Raw genomic sequence first — 20,004 nt, 5'->3', positions numbered from 1 at the left:
GAGGAACGCCATGACCTTCGACGAACTGAAGACCCTGCTCGTGTCGCTCGGCCTCGACCCGGACGACATCACCCCGGAGTCCACCCGTGAGGAGGCCGGACTCGACTCCCTCCTGCTCACGGAACTCGCCCTCGTGCTCCGCAAGGAACGGGGGGTCCCGGTCCCGGAGGAGGAGCTGTACGCGGCGCCGACCGTCACGGCGATCGAGGGGCTCGTCGCCCGGTACGCGGGGGTGGCCTGATGGCCGAGCGGCCGCCCGGCGGGCCGGGGGCGCCGGGCACGGAGGGCGCCGGCCACGGCACGGGGGCGGCGGGCGCCCGGCGCGGCCACGCGGCCGCCGTCACCGGCGTCGGCCTCTTCACCCCCGCCGGGGCGGACGCCGCGACGACCTGGGAGACCGTCCGGGCCGGGAAGGCCACCGCCGTCCTCGAGGAGTGGGACGGCCTGCGCCATCTCGCCTGCCGGGCGCCCGGGCTCCCCGGGGACCTCGGCAGGGCGGTGACCGCGCGGCGGCCCGACCGCAGCGCGCTGCTCGCGCTGGTCGCGGCGCGGGAGGCGCTCGCCGACGCCGGCCTGGACCCCGCCGGGTGGGACGGGGCCCGGGTCGGCGTGGTCGCCGGGGTCGGGGCGGGCGGGGTCCTCACGTTCGAGGCGCAGCGGGAGGTGCTGCGGGCGGACGGGCCCGGGGACATGTCCCCGTTCGCGGTGCCGGGCGCGCTGCCGAACGCGGTCGCGGGGCAGCTGGCCGTCGAGTTCGGGATCCGCGGGCCGTCGACGGCGGTGAGCACGGCGTGCGCGGCGGGCGCCACGGCGATCGGCGTCGCGCTCGACCTGCTGGCCCTCGGCCGCTGCGACATCGTCCTGGCGGGCGGGGCCGACGCCTCGCTGAGCCCGTTCTACATCGCGGGCTTCGACCGGCTCCGGGCGCTGTCCCACCGGTTCGACGACCCGGCGGGCGGGCTGCGGCCGTTCGACCGGGACCGGGACGGCTTCGTGATGGCGGAGGGCGCGGGGTTCCTGGTCCTGGAGCGGCCGGCGGACGCCGCCGCGCGCGGGGCCGGGCCCCGGGCGCTGGTCACCGGCTACGGGGCGACGTCGGACGCGCACCACGTGGTGGCGCCCCGGCCGGACGGCTCGGGCCTGACGGCGGCGGTCCGGGGCGCGCTCGCGGAGGCGGGGCTCGTGCCGGGCGACGTGGACCTGGTGAACGCGCACGGGACGGGCACGCCGCGCGGTGACGCCGTGGAGGCGGCGGTGCTCGCGGCGCTCCTGCCGCACCGGCCGCCGGTGACGTCGACGAAGGGGGTCACCGGGCACCTGCTCGGCGCGGCGGGCGCGGTGGAGGCGGCGCTCACGGTGCTGTCGCTGGCGGAGCAGACGGTGCCGCCGACGGCGAACTTCGCGGAACCGGGCGAGGGCATCGACCTGGACGTCCCCACGACGGCCCGGGGGGCACGGCTCAGGACCGCGCTCTCCACGTCGGTGGGCTTCGGCGGGCACAACGCGGCGCTGGTGATCACGGCGCCGTAGCCGCCTGCCGGCGGCGAGCGGGGCCCCGGAGCCACGGCTCTCCGGGGCCCGACGGGCAGGCCGCGCCCCGGAAGCCAGGTCCCCCCGCCCCCGCCCGTCACGCCCCCGTCGCGCAGCTCCCGAGGTCGTCCGGGTCGACCGCGTCGAGGCGGGCGGCCAGGGCGTCGAGGCGTTCGCGGAGGTCGACGATCTCCGCGACCTCCAGGCCCGTCGCGGCGGCGATGCGGCGCGGTACGGCGAGAGCCTTCTCGCGCAGGGCGGTGCCGTCCGCGGTGAGGCGGACCGTGACGGACCGCTCGTCCTCGGGGCTGCGGCGGCGCTCGACGTGTCCGGCCGCCTCCAGGCGCTTGAGCAGCGGCGACAGGGTTCCGGAGTCGAGCCGCAGGCGCTCGCCGATGCCCTTCACGGGCAGCTCGCCGTGCTCCCAGAGCACGAGCATGACGAGGTACTGGGGGTAGGTGAGCCCGAGCTCCTTGAGAGCCTCGCGGTAGACGCCGTTGAAGGCGCGGGTCGCCGCGTGCAGCGAGAAGCAGATCTGGTGGTCGAGCCGGAGGAAGTCCTCGTCCGGCACCGTGTCGAGCGTCTCCATGGCTCCAGGGTACGCGAGGCTCCTCACACGCGATTGAGTTGTGCACAACTTAATAGTGCGCTATTAATAGAACCACTCCACCGGACACGACAGGACGGAAGAACCCCATGGACGCGATCTACACCGCCGTCGCCACCGCCAACGGCCGCGAGGGCCGCGCCGTCAGCTCCGACGGCCGCCTCGACCTCCCCCTCGCCCACCCCGAGGCGCTCGGCGGCAACGGTCAGGGCACCAACCCGGAGCAGCTCTTCGCCGCCGGGTACGCGGCCTGCTTCGCCAGCGCCATGGGCGTGATCGCCCGCCAGGAGCGGATCGACATCTCCGAGGTCTCCGTCACCGCCGAGGTCTCCATCGGCAAGGACGCGACGGACGGCGGCTTCGGCCTCGCGGTCGTGATGCGCGCCGAGTTCCCCGACCACCTCCAGGGCGAGGCGGGCCTCACCCTGCTGAAGAAGACGCACGCCTTCTGCCCGTACTCGAAGGCCACCCGCGGGAACATCGAGGTCGAGCTCGTCGCCGAGTAGTCGGGGAACCGGGCGGCCGCGCAGACGAGCGGTCGCCATCGAGTGGTTTTCTGTTGCCTTCCGCACGCCCCTGGTGGCCATCCGCCCACCAGGGGCGTTCGGTTGTGGGTTTTCACGTTCGGGCATGGGGGTTCATCTGCCGTACGACGGGCAGTCATGGGACGGCCGCCGGGCGGTGGTTCACGGGCGCTCTCCTGTGGGGCGCCCGTCGGCCGGTCCGCCCGGCCGTCGCACCCGCACCCCCACTGTCGTACTCACACCCGGAGGGCAACTCCCCCATGGCCGACCTCAACCGCCGCCGGTTTCTCCAGCTGACCGGCGGCGCCGCCGCGTTCACGATGCTCTCGGAGAGCATCGCCCGCGCCGCCGCGATACCGGCGCAGGGTTCCACCGGCACGATCCAGGACATCGAGCACATCGTCGTCCTGATGCAGGAGAATCGTTCCTTCGACCACTATTTCGGGGCGATGAAGGGCGTACGGGGCTTCGGCGACCCGCGCCCGGTGACCCTGCCCAGCGGCAAGTCGGTCTGGAACCAGGAGGACAACTCCGGGAACACCACGCTGCCCTTCCGGCCGAGCAGCGACAAGCTGGGCATGGAGTACCTCCAGGGCCTGAACCACGACTGGCAGGGCGGCCAGAGCGCGTGGAACAAGGGCAAGTACAACAACTGGATCCCGGCCAAGACCAAGGCCACGATGGCGCACCTCACCCGTGAGGACATCCCCTTCCACTACGCGCTCGCCGACGCCTTCACGATCTGCGACGCGTACCACTGCTCGTTCATCGGGGCGACCGACCCGAACCGCTACTACATGTGGACCGGGTACGTCGGCAACGACGGCACGGGCGGCGGCCCCGTCCTGAACAACGCCGAGGCGGGCTACGGCTGGACCACCTACCCGGAGCGCCTGCAGGCGGCGGGGGTCTCGTGGAAGATCTACCAGGACATCGGCGACGGCCTGAACGCGGGCGGCTCCTGGGGCTGGATCAACGACGCCTTCCGCGGCAACTACGGCGACAACTCCCTCCTGTACTTCAACAACTACCGGAACGCCCAGCCCGGCAACCCGCTGTACGACAAGGCCCGCACGGGCACGAACGCCAAGGCGGGCGAGGGCTACTTCGACGTCCTGCGCGCCGACGTGCAGGCCGGCCGGCTGCCGCAGATCTCCTGGATCGCCGCGCCGGAGGCCTTCTCGGAGCACGCCAACTGGCCCGCCAACTACGGCGCCTGGTACATCGCACAGGTCCTGGACGCGCTGACCTCGAACCCGGACGTGTGGGCGAAGACGGCCCTGTTCATCACGTACGACGAGAACGACGGCTTCTTCGACCACGTCGTCCCGCCGTTCGTCCCGGGCGACGCATCCTGGGGCAAGTCCACGGTCGCCACCTCCCTGGACTGGTTCAACGGCAAGACCGGCTACGCGGCCGGCCCGTACGGCCTCGGCCCCCGCGTCCCGATGATCGTCGTCTCCCCCTGGTCCACCGGCGGCTACACCTGCTCCGAGACCTTCGACCACACCTCGGTCATCCGCTTCATGGAGAGCCGCTTCGGGGTCCGCGAGCCCAACATCTCGCCGTGGCGCCGGGCCGTCTGCGGCGACCTGACCGCGGCGTTCGACTTCACGCAGACGCAGACCCAGCCGGCCGCGCTGCCCCCGACCGCCGGCTACTACCCGCCGGACAAGAACCGCCACCCCGACTTCCTGGCCACCGCCCCGGCCGTCGGCACGATGCCCCGCCAGGAGGCCGGCGCCAAGCCCACCCGCCCGCTGAAGTACGCCCCGTACGTGGACGGCGCCGCCGACACCACGGCGGGCACCTACACCCTCACGTTCAGCGGCGGCCCCACGGCGGGCGCCCAGTTCTACGTGACGTCGGCGAACCGCACGGACGTCCCGTGGACCTACACGGCCGAAGCGGGCAAGTCCATCGCGGACAGCTGGAACACCAAGTACTCCAAGGGCGTCACCGACCTCACGGTCCACGGCCCCAACGGCTTCCTCCGCCGCTTCCGCTCCCCCGGCAAGACGGCCGTCCCCGAGGTCACGGCCCGGCACAACGCGGCCGCCGGCACCCTGGACCTCACCTTCGCCAACGCGGGCGCGGCGACGACGGTGAACATCGCGAACGCCTACGGCACCACGGTGTCCCTCGCCGTCCCGAAGGGCACCACGACCCACAGCGTCGACGTCTCCACCGCCCACCACTGGTACGACGTCACCCTCACCTCCCCGGCCAGCGCGGACTTCCTCCGCCGCCTCGCCGGACACGTCGAGACCGGCACCGCGAGCCAGTCCGACCCGGGCATCCTGACGTACTAGGCACGTGACGGCGGGGCGGATGAGTACGAGAGCTCATCCGCCCCGGCGGCACCGCGGGGTTACCTGTCGCCATGCCTGCGAACACCCCCGACGCACCAGCCACCGGATCCTGGATCGCGCCCCTCTTCTCGACCCTGCTCACGCTGCCACTGGGCCTCTTCGCCCTGGTCTTCGCGATGTTCTCGCCCATGGCCTGTGACAACTGCGACGGAGCGGAGGCCGACCGCTTCGACGCCGCCTTCGAGGTCGCCTTCCCCACCTTGCTGGTGGGCCTCCTCGTCTCCCTGGGCCTGCTGATCGCCGCCTGGATCCCGCCACGGCGCGCGGGCCTCGCCGTCGCCGCCCCGCTGACGGTCGTCGTCACACTGCTGGTCTTCATGGGCGTCCTCGGCACCCGGTGACCACGGCGGACCGCTTCCGGGTGGACACGGCACACCACCTCACGGCGGTGGACGGCTGACGCCCCTAGGCTCGGCGCATGCGGCCCGAGGTGGTTCTCTTCGATCTCGCAGACGTGGTCTGCCGGTTCCGTCCCCGTCGGCGGCTGGAACTCCTCGCCGAGGCGTGCGGGGTGGGCGTCGAGCGGGTGGAGCGGGTCCTGTACGAGTCCGGGCGGGTCGCGCGCTGGGACCAGGGGCTCGGCTCGGTACCGGAGATCCACCGCACCCTGCGGGAGGAACTGGGGTACCCGGGCGGCGCGGACGCCCTCCACGAGATCTGGTGCAGCGCGTTCGAGCCCGACCCCCGGGTCCTGGAGGTGGTGGACGGCCTCCGCCCGCTGCGGACGGCGCTGCTCACCAACAACGACGCCCTGGTCCTCGAAGCGCTCCCGGAGGTGCTGCCCCAGGTCGCCGCCCGCTTCGACCCCCTGCTCTTCTCCTGCCTCCTCGGCGCCACCAAGCCCGACCCGGCGGCCTACACCCGGGCCCTCGACCTCGTGGGCGTCCCGCCGGAGGCGGCGGTGTTCATCGACGACAAGCCCGCGAACGTGGCGGGAGCCCAGGCGGTGGGGATCACCGCGATCCACTTCACCGGCGCTCCTGAACTGGCCGCCCTCCTGGCCGACCTCCTGGGCCGGCGACCGGGCGATGGCGGCGGATGACCACGCGGTGCGCACGCGGGGAGAACGGCGGCGAGGGCCCGTACGCCGCGCGTACGGGCCCTCGCCGCCTTTTCCGCCGGTGCTCAGCCGAAGCGGCCCTCCACGTAGTCCGCGGTGCGCTGGTCCCGGGGGCTGGAGAACATCACGTCCGTGGGGCCGTGTTCGACGATCACGCCCGGTGTCGCCTGCTCCGCGAGGAAGAAGGCGCACCGGTCGGAGACCCGGGCCGCCTGCTGCATGTTGTGGGTGACGATCACGATGGTGACCTCCTCCGCGAGCTCCCGGATCGTCTCCTCGATCCGCCGGGTCGACGTGGGGTCGAGCGCCGAGCACGGCTCGTCCATCAGCAGGATCCGCGGCCGGACCGCCAGCGAGCGGGCGATGCACAGGCGCTGCTGCTGACCGCCGGAGAGCGCCCCGCCCGGCTGGCGCAGCCGGTCGCGGACCTCTTTCCACAGGCCGGCCCGGGTCAGGCACTCCTCCACGAGGACGTCCCGGTCGGCGGCCGCGACCCTGGTGCCGGTCAGCTTCAGGCCCGCCGTCACGTTGTCGTACACGGACATCGCCGGGAACGGGTTCGGCTTCTGGAAGACCATGCCGATGTCCCGGCGGGCCTCGGTGAGCCGGCGCCCGCGCGCGTAGATGTCCTCGCCGTCCAGGAGCACCTCGCCCGCGAGCTCGGCGCCCGGGATCAGCTCGTGCATCCGGTTGAGGATGCGCAGGAAGGTCGACTTGCCGCAGCCGGAGGGCCCGATGAGCGCGGTGACCCGGCCGGCGGGCATGGTCAGCGAGACCCGGTTGAGGACCTTGCGGGAGCCGAACCAGGCGGAGAGGGAACGTGCGTCCAGATGGGATGCCACGACTGTCCTTTGTCCTTACAGGAGGTTGGGGAGGAGGAGCGCCGCCTTGTCGCCGGCCGTGAGGCCGAGCGCGACGAGCACGGGGAAGCCGACGAGCCAGACGTGCGCGCGGGGCACCCGCGTCCGCGCCCAGACCAGCAGCGCCGCCGCGAGGAGCAGGGCCTGCGCCCACAGCACCAGCGGGAGCCAGGCCGAGTCCTGGCCCTCGAGCGGGAGTTCGTCGTCGGGGACGTGGCCGAAGCGGAAGGCGGGGACGGCTCCCGGCTGGAGAGGGGATATCAGCTCGGCGTCGACCTGGAGGACCCCGTCCGGGCGGTACGGGGATCCGGTCGCGGTCATCAGCGTGAGCCGCCCCTGCCCGGCCTGGATGGCCGGCGGCTTGGGGTCGCCCGCCCTGCGGACCCCCATCACCCGGTACGTGTGCTCGCCCTGGCCGGTGACGACCTTGATCGACTCGCCCGGCTGGAGGGTGTCGAGGTGCCGGAACGGCCCCCCGTACCCCGCCCGGCGGCCCATGACGATGCTGTTCCCGGCCTGCCCGGGCAGCACCGTGTCACGGCGGTGTCCGGGCCCCGAGGCCAGCACCTCCGCGGAGCTGCCCTCCCGGATCACCTCCTTCACGCCGAGCTGAGGGATCTTCAGCAGGGCGACGGGGGTGCCCGGTTCGGTGGACGGGCCGATCGGCGCGGTGGCCTCGGCCAGCGAGGCGCGCAGATCGGCGTAGCCGACGCGGCGGTCCCGCTCCTGGCGGAGGTCGCCGAGCGGTCCGACCTCGGCGACGAATCCGAGGAGCAGCGCGCCCAGGATCGCCAGGGTGCCGCCGACCGTCCACAGCCGGCTGGAGCGGGGTGCGGGGCCGGACGGGGCGGGGCGCACGTCCACCGGGGTGAGGGTGGCTGTCATCGGGTGTGCTCCGTACGTCGGGGGTTCAGTGGGTGCCGAAGGTGATCAGTCCGCGGCGGCGGGCCCACCGGACGGCGAAGGTGCCGGCGGCCACCAGGGCGGCGGCGAGCAGCCCGAGCAGCAGGGGGTCGGTGCCGGTGTGGGCGAGGCCGCCGCCTCCGTGGCCGCCGCTGCCGCCGGTCCCGCCCGCGCCCGAGGCGTCCCCGGAGCCGGAGCCGGAGCCGTCCGTGCCGCCCGCGTCGGAGGAGCCGGTGCCGGTGGCCGAGGGGGAGGCGGTGGTGGGCCGGATGCTGGTGGAGACGCCGACGGTGTCGCCGCCGGTCGCCGAGGCGGTGGCGGTCGGGCTCGTGGTCGCCGAGGGCGAGGCGGTGTCGGTCGGCGAGGCGGTGGCCGTGTCGCTCGGGGTGGCCGTGGCCGTGTCGGTCGGGGTGGGGGTCGCCGTGGTCGTCGGGGTGCCGGTCGGGTTCGCGCCGTCCGGGTCGGTGTCCTGGTAGACGGTGGGCGAGGTGAACCAGAGGGAGCCGGTGAAGTCCCCGTACGTCTCGGTTCCGAAGGCCTTCCGGCAGATCACCGTCAGGTCGTACCGGCCTTCGAGGGTGGTGAAGCCGGCCTCGTTGGCGTAGTCCCGCATGGTCATGGTCAGCGGCACGATGAAGCCGGTGCCGGTCGGGTCCTGCCCGTAGGTGCTGAGGGGCGCGTTGCCGACCACGTTCTTGCCGTCGGCGGGGAAACCCTTGCCGGTCACCTTCACGAGGACGTGGGTGGCGGGCGCCGGGCAGGCGCCGGAGGTGGTGAGGGCGATGCTGGTGTCGTCGGCGCCCTCGCCCGGGGTGATGCGGGCGGTGCCCAGCGGGGCGGCCGTGGCGGCCGGCACGGTGAGGATGCCGACGCCGGCGAGGGCCGTCGTCGCGGCGACCGCCACGCCGGCCGCGGTCCGCCGGGTGAGGCGACTGAACTGCACGATGAGCTCCTTGTCGGGGAGTTCGGGGTTCTCGGGGTTCTCGGGCTTCTCGGTGGACGTCTTCGGGGACGCCGCCGCCTTCGGCCCGCGCCGGTTCCGCCGCGAGCGCACGCGCCGGAAGACGCCCGCGGCGAGCAGGAGGAGCAGGCCGAGCGCCGTCCACGGCACCGTCCACAGCGGCACCGAGCGGGTCAGCGAGGGGAGCCGGGGGTCGACGCCGTCCCGGGTCTGCACGGGCTGGACGGAGACGACGGCGGAGGCGTGGAACAGCGGCGCGATGCCCTCGGCCTCGGCGGTGACGGTCAGGGCGCTGCCGGGCAGCAGTTCGCCGAGGTCGCGGACGCCCGAGGCGATGACCGAGGAGCCGAAGAGGCCGTTGACGCGGACGGCCTGGCGGGCGCCGAGCCGCACGTTCCCGGTGTTGCGGACGGTGTACGTGACCGTGGCCGAGCCGGCGGCGAGGGGGTTGAGGCTGCCGTGGTACTCGGCGGTGACGTCGTCCACGGTGAGCTCCGGGCGGAGCGCGCCCGCCACCCGCAGGTAGACGCGGGCGCCGACGCGCTGGTCGAGCCGGACCTGGTTGCCCTTGGCGTCCTTGCCGGTGCCGGAGAGCGAGGCGACGATGCCTCCGGTGTGGTCGCCGGGGGTGACGTTCTTCGGCACGGCGAGGGTGAAGGGGACGATGACCCGGCCCTTGGGCGGCACGGTCACCTTGTTCCTGGCGAGCCTGATCCAGCTTCCGGCGTCGGTCGGCTTCGTACCGGCGGGGAGCAGGTCGAAGCCGCCGTCGACGGTGTTGACGGCGTCGCTCGCGTAGACGTCGAGGGTCAGCGGCCGGGTGCCGTAGTTCCACAGGGCGATCTGGTCGCGCATCGCGGCGCCGCCGGTGACTCCGTACGAGAAGTGGGGCCGCTGGTCGGGCTTCTTGGGGCCGGAGGGCTGGACGCCGAAGACGGCCTTCCTGTCGTTCTTCCCGTCCTCGGACGAAGCGGCGGGGGCGGCCGTGGCCGTGCCCGGCAGGAGGGCCAGGAGCAGGAGGAGCAGCAGGCCGAGCGCGCCGGTGCGGCGGGCGGGGCGGGGTGCGGTCATGACGGGTCTCCAGAGGTCAGGGGCGGGGCGGAACCGCGGCGCGGTTCCGCCCCGGAGCTCACGCCTGGATCAGATGGCGGTGAGGGTGAGCGTGGTGGTGTACGTGCCGGCCGTGGTGGAGGTCGGCGCGTTGAGGGCGAGGTCGGCGCCGACGTGGGCGGTGCCGAGGCCGGTGCCGTTGGCGAGCGTGCGCGCGGACTTCAGGCCCGCGGTGCCCGTGTCGCCGGAGGCGGCGCCCTTGGCTGCGGGGACGGCGGAGCCGGGGGTGACGGTCTGCGCGGGCGCCTTGTCGACGACCTTCGGGGACCAGCCGAGGTTCTGGCCGTTGATGGTGTGGGTGGCGCCGTCGGTGAAGTCGGTGACCTGGCCGCTCACGGTCCAGCCGGGGTTGCCGGCGCGGGTGTCGGTCAGCGTCACCGGGCTGAGGGCGCCGGCGGTGACGAGCAGGTCGCCGTCGCCGTTGAGGACCGGCGAGGGCAGGGTGACCTGCGGGTTGTCGACGCTGATGACGAGGGCGCCGGCGTTGACGGTGGTGGTGATGGTCTCCGAGGAGGTGACTCCGGTGAACGCGCCGACGGTGTACGGGACGGCGTTGGAGTCGGAGGCCGTGTAGCGGGCCGGGTCGGCCGGGACGAAGACGGCGGTGAAGGAGTGCGCGCCGGCCGGCAGGCTGGAGGTGGTCAGGACGGCGGAGCCGTTGCCGACCGGGACGGTGCCGAGCGGGGTGGTGGTGCCGCCGACGGTGTCGGTGAACTTCAGCGAGCCCGCGGCGCCGGCCGGGGTGACCGTGCCGGTGAGGGTGACGGGGCTGTACTGCGGGGTGCCGGACGCCGGGGAGACCGCGAGGGCGGTGCTCGTCCGGGTGGCCGCGGCCGCCTTGACCTCGTAGGAGACGGCGGTCGACGTGGAGCCGTTGTACGAGGCGTTGGCCGGGGTGAACACGGCGGTGAGGGCGTGGGTGCCGGCCGTCAGGTTGCTCGTGGTCAGCGTGGCGGTGCCGCCGTTGACGGTGACCGGGGTGCCGAGGTCGGCGGAGCCGTCCTTGAACTGGACGGTGCCGGCGGCGCCGGAGGGGGTGACCGTGGCGGTCAGGGTGACCGGGGAGCCCGCCTGGGCGGGGCCGGCCGGGGTGACCGCGAGCGATGTGGCGGTGTCCGTCTTCACGGCCGGGTCGTTCGCCTGGTACGTGGTGTTGGACGTGAACCAGATCGCGCCGGTGAAGTCGCCGAGGCTGGTGCCGTTGAAGGCGGTGCGGCAGATGACGGTGAAGTCGTACCGGCCCTGGAGGGTCGTGAAGCCCGCCTGGGAGGCGTAGTCGCGCATGGTCGACGTCAGCGGGATGACCATGCCGCCGTTGCCGGCCTTGGGGTACGTGGTGATCGGCGAGTTGCCGACGACGTTGAGGCCGCCGGCCGGGAAGCCGGAACCGTCCACCTTCACCAGGACGTTGGTGGCGTTGGCGGGGCAGGCTCCCGAGGTGGTGAAGGAGATGCCGCTGGTGTCGGCACCGGTGGCGGGGGTGATGTCGATGGTCCCGATGGGCGCGGCGTACGCGGCGCCCGCGGTGGCGAGGCCCGCCGCGACGGCGGTGGTGACGGCCGCGACACCCAGCGCGAGGGCCCGGGAGATTCTGTTCTTCAGCACGGTGAAGGCTCCTGTCAGGGGGTCTGCTTGGTGATGTCGCCGCAGTTCGGGTTGGTCGCGAAGCCGTAGGTGTTGATCACGGCGGACTGCTTGCAGATCCCGGAGTCCGGGCCGACGAAGACGTCGCTCCACGGGGAGGTGGTGACCTTGCTCGTCGGGATGACGTTGTAGACGTCGCGCTTCACGCCGAAGCCGGTGTTGAGGACCGTCGGCGCGACGCCCTCGATCGTGCCGAGGATGGCGCGTCCGCGGAGGTCGGCGATGGTCTGCGAGGACTGCGCCTGGTACTGCGCGATGGAGAAGGGCACGATCGACTTGTCGTCGAGGACGCGGCCGTCGTGCTCCTGGACCGGGGCGGTGCCCTTCTTGTCCTTGATGCAGGGGTAGACGCCGGCGACGACGTCGGTCTCGGTGATGCCCATCTGCGACTCCCAGAAGGAGCGCGTGCCGGAGCCCGCCTGCGGGAGGTAGACGGTCAGGTCGTAGTTCGGCCCGGCGCCCACGTAGTTGGGGTCGCAGTGGTAGATGGCCTTGAGGTCGGCCATCGCGAGCTTGCGCGGGATCGAGGAGCCGGGGGTGATGGCGTAGCTGACGCCGTCGATCGCGAACGGCACGTACGTCAGGCCCGGGCTGGCCGCGCCGAGGCTCAGCGAGGAGGAACGGGAGTAGTCGAGGCACCCGTTGCCGCTCTGGAGGGAGGTGAGGAGCGCGGAACGTCCGGCGCCGGAGCCGTTGGGGCGCGGGATGGTGCAGTTGGGGTTGGTCGCCGGGTTCTTCGTGGTGATGGTCGCGGAGCCCGTGGCGTCGTAGGAGCCGAGGACCTTCTGACCGTTCACGGTGACGACGTCGGCGAGGCCGTTCATGACGTCCTGGGTGGTGTCGGAGCCGACACCGGCGAGCTGGCGGTACTGCGGAGGGCCGGCCGGGTCGGCGGCGGCCAGGCCGCTGCCGACGGTGATGGCCGCGAGCGCCGCGACGGCGAGCGCGAGGCCGGTCTTCTTCTTGTTCACTGGGGGTTCTCCTCGGCTAGGCTGCGCTCCGGTGGTGCCCGGGGCGCGTGTGCAGGACTTCCGTTGGCGCGGACGAATCAGACGTTCTCGGGCACCATCACCTCCCCGTCCGTTCGCGTACGGCCGCCACGAGGCGCGGCAGGTACCTCGGCAGCGTCGGGCCGGCGAAGGCGGCGAGCGCGCCGACGACCAGGCAGACGAGCAGCACGTTCCGGACGGCGCCGACCGTCCAGACGGGTGTCGGGGAGCCCACGGCGGTGACGGTCTGCGTGCCGGGGGCGGGTTTCGTGGTCGCGGCGGCCGGGGCGGACTCGCTCGTGCTCGGGGTCGCGCTCGGGGCCGTGTGCGGGCCGGTGCCCCCGGAGGAGCTCGTACCGCCTGCGTCGGCGCTCGATCCGCCCGTCCCCGATCCGCCCGACGCGCCCCCGTTCGAACCGCCCGAACCGCCCGCGGTCGCGGCGTTGTCGGAGCCGCCGGTGGTGGTGCCCCCGTCGGAGCCGGTGCCGGTGGTCGTGCCGCCGGTGCCGGTGGACGTGGACGGTACGGGCGTCGGCGTGGGGGTGTGCGTCGACGGCTTCACGCCCGCCTTCGTGGTCACCAGGCGCGCGGCCTCGCGGGTCTGCGCGCGCAGCGACTCGGGCAGCGGCGCGTAGCCGTGCGGGAGGTTGCCGGCGGCGACGCCCGGGGTCTGCCCGGCGCCGGCGGCGTAGGTCAGCAGGGTGCCGTAGTCGCGTCCCTCGGCGGCGGTGAGGTCGGCGGGGACGGTGGCGGCGTAGGTGAGGACGGTCAGCGGGTAGGCGGCGGGGTCCCTGGTGCCCGGGTCGGGGACGCTCACCCCGCCCGGTCCCGGCTTGCGGGCCTTCGCGGCGGCCGTCAGGGACGCCTCGTCGGGTGCGGTGAACCGGCCCGAGGCGTTGAGCAGTTCGGCCTTCATCAGGCCGTACCGGTCGGCGGTCGCGGTGTCCGTCACGGCGAGCACGGACCGCTGGCCGGCCGGCTGCGGCGGGTCCTTCTTGTACGCGGGCGGGGTCGCGGTCGCGTCCCAGGAGGTGCGGGCCAGGGTGTCGCCGCGGCCGGCCGCGCGCGCCGCGGCGTGCATGTCGGTGGCGTACGGCTTCTTGTCCTGGACGCAGAGCGGGTGCTCCGGCCGGTCGTCGAAGGTCTGGCAGTACGGGTCGCTCTTGGGGAAGGAGTCGAGCGGCAGGGCGAGGTCCTTGTAGTGCGGGTTGACCTTCATGCCGGCGTTGCCGGGGTCGCCGTGGGCGCCCTCGTCGTCGGGGGTGCCCCGGAGGAACTCGGCGGCGGCCGGGTCCTGGGCGACCCACTCCCACAGCTGCCGGGTGGTGTCGGAGAGCGGCTGCGGTACGAGGGCGTCGCCGAGCTTTCCGCCGAAGTCCAGGTCGGCGTACTCGGGGTTGTAGTGGATGAACTCCGGGTCGCGGCCGAGGTTCTCGGGGTTCCCGGCGACGCTCTCGGCGAAGCGGGAGACGCCGTCGCGGTACGACTCCGTGAGGAGCTTGGCGACCAGGCGCGGGGTGAGCCGCAGGGTCGTCATCCGGGTGCCGTTGCGCTGCCGTACCTCGTCGGGGGCGCGGAACGACGCCTGGCTCTCGACGGAGTAGCCGATGGTGATGCCGGAGAGCGCCACCGGGGCGTAGACCGGGGTGCGGGTGGCGGAGGCGGGGGCGGCGCGGCCGACGAAGACGAGGCCGGGCATGCCGGAGAGCAGCTTGACGCGGGCGGTCTCGTCGGGGACCTGGGCGTAGCCGTAGATCGCCTGGTCGCCGGTGCGGCAGAGGGTGGGCTGCCAGCGGGTGACGGCCTCGGCGGCCATCTCGCTGCCGAGGGTGCCGCGTTCCTCGGCGCCGATCGGGCAGTAGCTGCCGATCGGTTCGAAGCCGAGGGGGACGGTGATGCGGTGCTTCCAGTTGGCCGGGCTGAGCGGCGAGGACTGGAGCTGGCCGCTGGACTGGGAGGTGTACGGGCTGCCGTCGACCTCCTTCTCGCCGCGCGGCACGATCACCAGCCAGCAGCCGCGGCCGGTGACGGTGCCGGCGGTCTCGACGGCGGCGCCGCAGCCGAGGCCGGGCGCCTCGACGCCGGTCTGCATCTCGAAGTGGACCTCGCCGGTGCCGCGGGCGTCGGTGCGGGCGTAGGGGACCTCGTTGGTGCTGTTGACGTCGAAGAACTCGTTCCAGTTGCCGGGGCTGACGTCGTCGCCGGTGACCGAGCGGAACGGCGCGTACGAGATGCCGCTGGGGGTGGGCGGGGGCAGCGGCTGGTTCTCGGAGTCCTTGAGGTGGGCGCCGTAGTTGAGCTGCCGTCCGTTGGTGTACGCGCCGGCGGCCTGGTTGCCGGCGCCCGCGCCGAGGGCGGAGGAGCCGCCGAACTGGCACTGGTCGGTCCCGGGGCCGTGCTCGTCGCCCCAGCACTGCATGATCTGGAGGTAGTCGGCGGCGTAGGCGGTGTCGGAGACGGTGGGCGTGCCGCCGGTCCAGGAGATCCTGACGACCTGGTTGACGAGGTTGCGGGTCTGGCCGACGGTGACCTTCAGGTCGGCGAACTCGCCGGTGCCGGAGACCGTCACCGCCGAGTTCTGCCCGGTGGCGGCGTAGGCGGGGGCGGCGGCCGGGTCGAGGCCGGTGCCGACGGTGGCGACGACGGGGACGAGGGCCAGGCACAGGGTGCCGAGGAGGGTGCGCAGCCGGCCGGGGCGTACGGGGGTCATCGGGGGCCCTCCCCCGTGCGGCGGGCGGCGAGCCGCCGGTGCAGCAGCGGCGGGCCGACGGTGACGAGGACGAGCATCAGGGCGCCGAGCACCATGAGGGTGGTCTGGAGTCCGCCGCCGACGCTCGCGGCGGTGGTCACGGGGACGCCGTACAGCTCGCCGCCGCCTCCGCCCGCGCCGCCTCCGCTCGTTCCCCCGCCGCCCGCACCGCCCGCGCCGCCGCCGTCGCCGAGGGGCTGGCCGGTCTCGGGGTCGAGCGCGCCGCCGGTCGTGCCGCCGGACGCCGCGCCGCCGGAGCCGGTGGCGCCCGCGCCGGAGGTTCCGGCGGCGCCGCCCGTCGCGCCGCCCGCGGCGGAGCCGGTGGCCCCGCCGTTCGCGGCCCCGCCGGAGCCGGTGCCGCCCGACGCGCCGGTGCTGCCGCCGGCTCCGCCGCTCGCGCCTCCCGTGCCGCCGCCGGTGCCGCCGCCGGAGGAACTGCCCGTCGGGGTCGGGGTCTTGTCACCGCCGGTGCCGGTGTCGCACTGGGTGGGACCCTTGAGGTCGCAGTCGCGCGGCATGGGGGCCGTCTTGGCGAGGGTGTTGGTGCCGTCGCTGGAGAAGGTCGGGTTCTTGCAGCTGCGGATGTCGATGCTCTCCGCGACCACGCCGGGGATGCGGCGGACCTGGGCCAGACCGGCCTGGACGAGGTTGATGGGGAGCGGCGAGTAGCCGAGCCGGTCCACCGACTGCTGTCCCTGGCACAGGAAGTAGTAGGCGAAGGCCCCGAGGGACTTGCCCTTCTGCGGGTTGAAGTTCGACTCCACCGCCGTCGGGACGATCATGTAGCTGTAGCTGGAGAGCGGGTAGGTCCGGGCGTCGGTGGAGTCGTAGACCCCGTCGAGCCGCTGGGTGAGGTCGGAGTTGATGCGCGCCTGGGTCAGCGAGACCGCCACGTTCTGGGCGGTGGGCTCGGTGTAGTAGCCCTTGGCGTTGAGGATCTTGGCCACCGGGAAGCCGGTGGTGGACACGGCGTACGAGTACTCGACGTAGGTGATCGTGCCCTGGTTGCCGTCCTGGGCGACGTAGCCGGAGACGCCGTTGGAGCCGGACTGGCCGACCATGCCGGTGCCCCCGACGACGGGGTAGTTGGAGGTCGGCCCGCAGGGGGTGCTGCGGCCCGCCCGGCGGCAGTAGGCGTCCCAGATCGCGGGGTGCTTCTTGCTCATCCAGGTGGTCAGCTGGGCGGTGGTGCCCGAGCCGTCGGAGCGGACCACGGGGACGATCCGGCGGGCGGGCAGGCTCGCCGCGAGCCCGGGGTTGTCGGCCTTGAGCGCGGGGTCGTTCCACATGGTGAGGGCGCCGGTGAAGATCTTGGCGACGTTCTCGCCGGAGAGCCGCAGGTTGGTCACCCGGCGGTTGCCGATCCGCAGGTTGTACATGAAGGCGGTGCCGCCCGCGACGATCGGCATGTAGCTGAACTTCCGCGAGGGCGGCGGGTCGGCGACGCCCGAGTCGTTGATGCCGTACGGGATCTCCGAGACGGCGAAGTCGACGGTGCCGTTGCGGAACTGGTTGCGTCCGTCGGAGGAGCCGGTGCCGTTGTAGTTGACCGTCATCCCGTACTGCTTGACGTTGGCCCGCCACTGGTCGAGGGCGTTCTGGCTCCAGGTGGAGCCGGCGCCGGAGACCGGTACGTAGCTCTCGGCGGCGGCGGGCGTCGCGGCGGGCGCCACGAGGGCGAGGGCGGTGACGAGCACGGCCAGGGTGCGCCGCAGCACGCTCGCGGGGAATGCCGGTGGGCGTCCGGACATCGGGTTCTCCTGATCGGTGGCGGGTGGTGCGGGTCGTACCGGCACGCGTACGGAACCGGGTCCGCGGGCGGATGCGGGTCGTACCGGGGTGTCGGGGCGGGTGTCGGGGGCGTACGGCCGGGCGGTCAGCCGGCCCGGGGCGGCGGGACGGCGGAGGCCTCGGGCCCGGGGCCGTCCGCTCGGCCCCCGGACGGGTCGGGTCCGTACGCCTGGGACCCCATGCGCTCCAGGTCGCGCAGCGAGGCCGCGGTCCTGCGCTTCTGCTGACGCCGGCTCAGCTGGCCCGGTCCGCGTCCGCCGATCACCCGGGCGAGCAGGAAGAGCAGCAGGACGAGGGCCATCAGCAGGGCGGCGCAGCCGAAGCCGCGGGCGATCATGGCCTTCTCCGGGGAGGCGACCAGGGTGAAGGTGGCCAGTGGCAGCGAGGTCTGCGGCCCGTCGAAGGGGTTGGCGTTGAGGCCGGTGGCGGCGCCCGAGGTCAGCAGCACCGGGGAGGTCTCGCCGATGCCGCGGGCGGTGCCGAGGATGACGGCGGTGGTGAGGCCCGAGCGGGAGGTGGGGAGCACCACCGTCCACACGGTGCGCCACTGTCCGGCGCCGAGGGCGTAGGAGGCCTCGCGGAGCGAGCCGGGCACGAGGCGGATGACCACGTCCGAGGCGCGGATGATGATCGGCAGCATCATCACCGAGAGGGCCAGGGAGGCCGCGAAGCCCGACTTGCCGAGGCCGAGGGCGAGGATGGCGGTGGCGTAGACGAACAGGCCGGCCACGATGGACGGCAGGGCGGTCATCGCCTCCACGATGGTGCGGACGAAGCGGGCGTACCGGCCGGGCACCTCGTTGAGGAAGACCGCGCAGGCGAGGCCCAGCGGCACCGTGACGAGCAGCGAGATGCCGATCTGCTCCAGGGTGCCGACGATGGCGTGGAGCATGCCGCCCTCGGTGAGCGGCTGGAGGGGTCCGGTGCCGGACATGTCCTCCGTGAAGAAGTTCGGATGGGGCAGGGCCTCCCGGCCGCGCCAGAGGGCGTAGCCCACGATGAACAGCAGCGCGGCGAGCAGCAGGAACGCCAGGGCGTGGACGAGGGTCTGGGCGAGCCGGGCGCGGATCACGGCGCCGTTCTCGTCGAGGGAGATCAGCACCGCGTACAGCGCCATGAAGGCGAGGTGGGCGACGACGGTGAAGCCGAGGGCGCCGTCGAAGGGCAGCACCCGCCCGAAGATCACGGAGGTCAGGGCGAGGGCGGCGGCACCGGCGCCGACGAGGGCGAAGACGTCCCGGGCGTGCAGGGCGGACGTCGTGCGGCGGGTCTCGGCGGGGGCGCCGGGGCCGTCGGGGACGACGTCCGGGGTGACGGTGCCGGCGGCGTCCGGGCGGATCTGGTCGGTGGTCAGGGTCATGCCTCGGCTCCCGTTCCGGACCGGCTGCGGGCGACCACGGAGGACGCGATGAAGTTGACGACGAGGGTCATCAGGAAGAGCGAGAGCCCGGCGGCCATCAGCGCGGACATGCCGAACGGGCTGGCGGCTCCGTAGCGCAGGGCGATCAGCGCGGAGACGGAGTTGGCGCCGTTCTCCAGGAGGTGCGGCTGGAAGACGAAGACCGGGGAGATGATCATGACGACGGCGATGGTCTCGCCGAGCGCCCGGCCGAGCCCGAGCATCGTGCCGCCGATGATGCCGCCCTTGCCGAAGGGCAGGACGACCGTGCGGATGACGCCCCACTGGCTCGCCCCGAGCGCGAAGGCGCCCTCGCGTTCGCCGGGCGGGGCCTGGGCGAAGGCCTCGCGCATCACGGAGCAGGCGATGGGGGTGACCATCAGCGCCACGACGACCCCGGCGATGAAGGTCGAGGAGGTGTAGACGGTGGCCGGGGAGAGCGGGTCGTCCGGGTCGGCGCCGTTCACCGCGAAGATCGGGATCCAGCCGAAGTAGGTGGAGATCCAGCGGGACAGGCCGGTGATGTGGGGCTGGAGGAAGAAGAAGCCCCACAGTCCGTAGACGACGCTGGGCACGGCGGCCATCAGGTCGACGAGGCTGACGAGGGTGCGGCGCAGTCTGCGGGGCGCGTACTCGGTGATGTAGAGCGCGGTGCCGAGGGCGAGCGGCAGGGCGAAGCCGATCGCGGTGACGCCGATGAGGACGGTGCCGGGCAGGACGGCGGCGATGCCGAAGCGGTGGGAGTCGGGCTCCCAGGCCGGGGTGGTGACGAAGGAGCCGCCGGCTCCGGCAAGGGCCTGGCTCGCGCGGACGCCGAGGAAGACGCCGACGAGGGTCATGGTGACGAGGACGACGGCTCCGGCGCCTCGGGCGCCGACGCGGAAGAGCCGGTCGGCGGGGTCCTTGGCCGCAGACCTGGCGCGCGGTACGTCGGTGTCGGCGGCGACCGGGGTGGTGACGGTGCTCAAGAGACGTTCCTCCGGGCCGCGTCGGGCAGTCGCAGGCCGCGCAGTCTGCGTGTGTACGTCACGCCCGAGGCCACCTGCCCCGCGACGGCGGCGGCGAGGAAGAGCTGGAGGCTGTCGCGGCATTCGCGCTGGCGCCGGTACGTCCGGGCGGCGACGGCCACGCAGCGGTCGTCCATGGCGAGCTGCCAGGTCCAGGTGCCGGCGGCGTCGGCGGCCATGGTGACGAGGGGGACCGCGCGGTCGAGCCCGTCGCGCAGCCGTACGACGGCGGAGTGGCAGGCGGTGTGGCCCCGGTGGAAGTCCGGGCCGCGGCCGAGTTCGTGGTTGTTGGCGCCGACGAGCCGCCAGCTCACCGCCTCCGCACGGTTCGCGGCCGGAGTCCACTCGTCCGGCGCCTGACGTCTTTCGACGTCCACCCATGACACAAAGAGAAACCGTGGCCGAGACACGGAGCCGCCCCCTTCGCCGGGAACTCAGCGTGGACGACAATCGGCCACGCAACCTGGCTGCGGGCATGACAATCACCGCGCTGGGCGC

17 protein-coding genes are annotated in these 20,004 nt (G+C 73.5%); 6 read left to right on the top strand and 11 right to left on the bottom strand.

Going from position 1 to position 20,004, the window contains the following annotated elements:
- Positions 1-10: 10 nt before the first annotated feature.
- Positions 11-241 carry an acyl carrier protein gene (locus GGE06_RS02720; protein ID WP_116161152.1) on the top strand — a complete coding sequence of 77 codons (231 nt, stop codon included), beginning with the start codon at positions 11-13 and terminating at the stop codon, positions 239-241.
- On the top strand, positions 241-1,530 hold the full coding sequence (locus tag GGE06_RS02715; protein WP_184929933.1) for a beta-ketoacyl-[acyl-carrier-protein] synthase family protein: 1,290 nt from the start codon (positions 241-243) through the stop codon (positions 1,528-1,530). Before GGE06_RS02720 ends, GGE06_RS02715 begins: the two co-directional genes overlap by 1 nt.
- A 97-nt stretch (positions 1,531-1,627) precedes the next feature.
- Here the strand turns inward: GGE06_RS02715 and GGE06_RS02710 are convergent, their stop codons facing one another.
- Complete coding sequence (locus GGE06_RS02710; RefSeq protein WP_116161150.1) at positions 1,628-2,119, bottom strand: MarR family winged helix-turn-helix transcriptional regulator; 492 nt, start codon at positions 2,117-2,119, stop codon at positions 1,628-1,630.
- Positions 2,120-2,226: 107 nt separating this feature from the next.
- Between GGE06_RS02710 and GGE06_RS02705 the strand changes: the two genes are divergently transcribed.
- The 4 genes from GGE06_RS02705 to GGE06_RS02690 all read left to right on the top strand — a co-directional run bounded on the left by GGE06_RS02705 (position 2,227) and on the right by GGE06_RS02690 (position 6,075).
- Complete coding sequence (locus GGE06_RS02705) at positions 2,227-2,643, top strand: organic hydroperoxide resistance protein (protein WP_116161149.1); 417 nt, start codon at positions 2,227-2,229, stop codon at positions 2,641-2,643.
- Positions 2,644-2,921: 278 nt separating this feature from the next.
- Positions 2,922-4,973 carry a phosphocholine-specific phospholipase C gene (locus tag GGE06_RS02700; protein ID WP_116161148.1) on the top strand — a complete coding sequence of 684 codons (2,052 nt, stop codon included), beginning with the start codon at positions 2,922-2,924 and terminating at the stop codon, positions 4,971-4,973.
- 71 nt (positions 4,974-5,044) lie between these two features.
- On the top strand, positions 5,045-5,374 hold the full coding sequence (locus GGE06_RS02695) for a hypothetical protein (protein WP_184929932.1): 330 nt from the start codon (positions 5,045-5,047) through the stop codon (positions 5,372-5,374).
- A gap of 77 nt (positions 5,375-5,451) precedes the next feature.
- Complete coding sequence (locus GGE06_RS02690) at positions 5,452-6,075, top strand: HAD family hydrolase (RefSeq protein WP_221517637.1); 624 nt, start codon at positions 5,452-5,454, stop codon at positions 6,073-6,075.
- Positions 6,076-6,158: 83 nt separating this feature from the next.
- Here GGE06_RS02690 and GGE06_RS02685 read toward each other — a convergent pair whose 3' ends face one another.
- From GGE06_RS02685 to GGE06_RS42210, 10 genes are all read right to left on the bottom strand, one after another.
- On the bottom strand, positions 6,159-6,935 hold the full coding sequence (locus GGE06_RS02685) for a phosphate ABC transporter ATP-binding protein (protein WP_184929931.1): 777 nt from the start codon (positions 6,933-6,935) through the stop codon (positions 6,159-6,161).
- Positions 6,936-6,950: 15 nt separating this feature from the next.
- Positions 6,951-7,838 carry a class E sortase gene (locus GGE06_RS02680; RefSeq protein ID WP_184929930.1) on the bottom strand — a complete coding sequence of 296 codons (888 nt, stop codon included), beginning with the start codon at positions 7,836-7,838 and terminating at the stop codon, positions 6,951-6,953.
- 25 nt (positions 7,839-7,863) lie between these two features.
- Positions 7,864-9,888 (bottom strand): WxL protein peptidoglycan domain-containing protein, encoded by a 2,025-nt coding sequence (locus GGE06_RS02675; protein ID WP_184929929.1) that lies wholly within the window; start codon positions 9,886-9,888, stop codon positions 7,864-7,866.
- A gap of 69 nt (positions 9,889-9,957) precedes the next feature.
- Entirely contained in the window at positions 9,958-11,532 is a 1,575-nt protein-coding gene (locus GGE06_RS02670; protein ID WP_116161141.1) for an Ig-like domain-containing protein, read from the bottom strand.
- Between the two features lie 14 nt (positions 11,533-11,546).
- Entirely contained in the window at positions 11,547-12,542 is a 996-nt protein-coding gene (locus GGE06_RS02665; protein WP_220378543.1) for a substrate-binding domain-containing protein, read from the bottom strand.
- Positions 12,543-12,639: 97 nt separating this feature from the next.
- The gene (locus GGE06_RS02660; protein WP_184929928.1) at positions 12,640-15,270 is read right to left on the bottom strand and encodes a hypothetical protein; all 2,631 of its coding nucleotides are present in this window, start codon (positions 15,268-15,270) and stop codon (positions 12,640-12,642) included.
- Complete coding sequence (locus GGE06_RS02655) at positions 15,267-17,060, bottom strand: phosphate ABC transporter substrate-binding protein PstS (RefSeq protein ID WP_116161139.1); 1,794 nt, start codon at positions 17,058-17,060, stop codon at positions 15,267-15,269. The genes GGE06_RS02660 and GGE06_RS02655 overlap by 4 nt, the downstream gene beginning before the upstream one ends.
- A gap of 125 nt (positions 17,061-17,185) precedes the next feature.
- Entirely contained in the window at positions 17,186-18,460 is a 1,275-nt protein-coding gene (pstA, locus tag GGE06_RS02650) for a phosphate ABC transporter permease PstA (protein WP_116161138.1), read from the bottom strand.
- A complete protein-coding gene (gene pstC, locus GGE06_RS02645) occupies positions 18,457-19,467 on the bottom strand; it encodes a phosphate ABC transporter permease subunit PstC (RefSeq protein WP_246532292.1) in 1,011 nt (336 codons plus the stop codon). Before pstC ends, pstA begins: the two co-directional genes overlap by 4 nt.
- Positions 19,464-19,883 carry a hypothetical protein gene (locus tag GGE06_RS42210; RefSeq protein WP_246532291.1) on the bottom strand — a complete coding sequence of 140 codons (420 nt, stop codon included), beginning with the start codon at positions 19,881-19,883 and terminating at the stop codon, positions 19,464-19,466. The genes pstC and GGE06_RS42210 overlap by 4 nt, the downstream gene beginning before the upstream one ends.
- Between the last annotated feature and the right edge of the window lie 121 nt (positions 19,884-20,004).

It is taken from the genome of Streptomyces nymphaeiformis, from assembly GCF_014203895.1.
GTDB lineage: Bacteria > Actinomycetota > Actinomycetes > Streptomycetales > Streptomycetaceae > Streptomyces > Streptomyces nymphaeiformis.
Note: the sequence above shows the minus strand (reverse complement) of the source record. Positions and strands in the feature narration are given on the sequence as shown.

What these genes read in the sequence shown, in the direction of transcription:
- GGE06_RS02720 (WP_116161152.1), top strand. Translation starts at nt 11, where the DNA reads ATGACCTTCGACGAACTGAAGACCCTGCTCGTGTCGCTCGGCCTCGAC.
- GGE06_RS02715 (WP_184929933.1), top strand. Translation starts at nt 241, where the DNA reads ATGGCCGAGCGGCCGCCCGGCGGGCCGGGGGCGCCGGGCACGGAGGGC.
- GGE06_RS02710 (WP_116161150.1), bottom strand. Translation starts at nt 2,119, where the DNA reads ATGGAGACGCTCGACACGGTGCCGGACGAGGACTTCCTCCGGCTCGAC.
- GGE06_RS02705 (WP_116161149.1), top strand. Translation starts at nt 2,227, where the DNA reads ATGGACGCGATCTACACCGCCGTCGCCACCGCCAACGGCCGCGAGGGC.
- GGE06_RS02700 (WP_116161148.1), top strand. Translation starts at nt 2,922, where the DNA reads ATGGCCGACCTCAACCGCCGCCGGTTTCTCCAGCTGACCGGCGGCGCC.
- GGE06_RS02695 (WP_184929932.1), top strand. Translation starts at nt 5,045, where the DNA reads ATGCCTGCGAACACCCCCGACGCACCAGCCACCGGATCCTGGATCGCG.
- GGE06_RS02690 (WP_221517637.1), top strand. Translation starts at nt 5,452, where the DNA reads ATGCGGCCCGAGGTGGTTCTCTTCGATCTCGCAGACGTGGTCTGCCGG.
- GGE06_RS02680 (WP_184929930.1), bottom strand. Translation starts at nt 7,838, where the DNA reads ATGACAGCCACCCTCACCCCGGTGGACGTGCGCCCCGCCCCGTCCGGC.
- GGE06_RS02675 (WP_184929929.1), bottom strand. Translation starts at nt 9,888, where the DNA reads ATGACCGCACCCCGCCCCGCCCGCCGCACCGGCGCGCTCGGCCTGCTG.
- GGE06_RS02660 (WP_184929928.1), bottom strand. Translation starts at nt 15,270, where the DNA reads ATGACCCCCGTACGCCCCGGCCGGCTGCGCACCCTCCTCGGCACCCTG.
- GGE06_RS02655 (WP_116161139.1), bottom strand. Translation starts at nt 17,060, where the DNA reads ATGTCCGGACGCCCACCGGCATTCCCCGCGAGCGTGCTGCGGCGCACC.
- pstA (WP_116161138.1), bottom strand. Translation starts at nt 18,460, where the DNA reads ATGACCCTGACCACCGACCAGATCCGCCCGGACGCCGCCGGCACCGTC.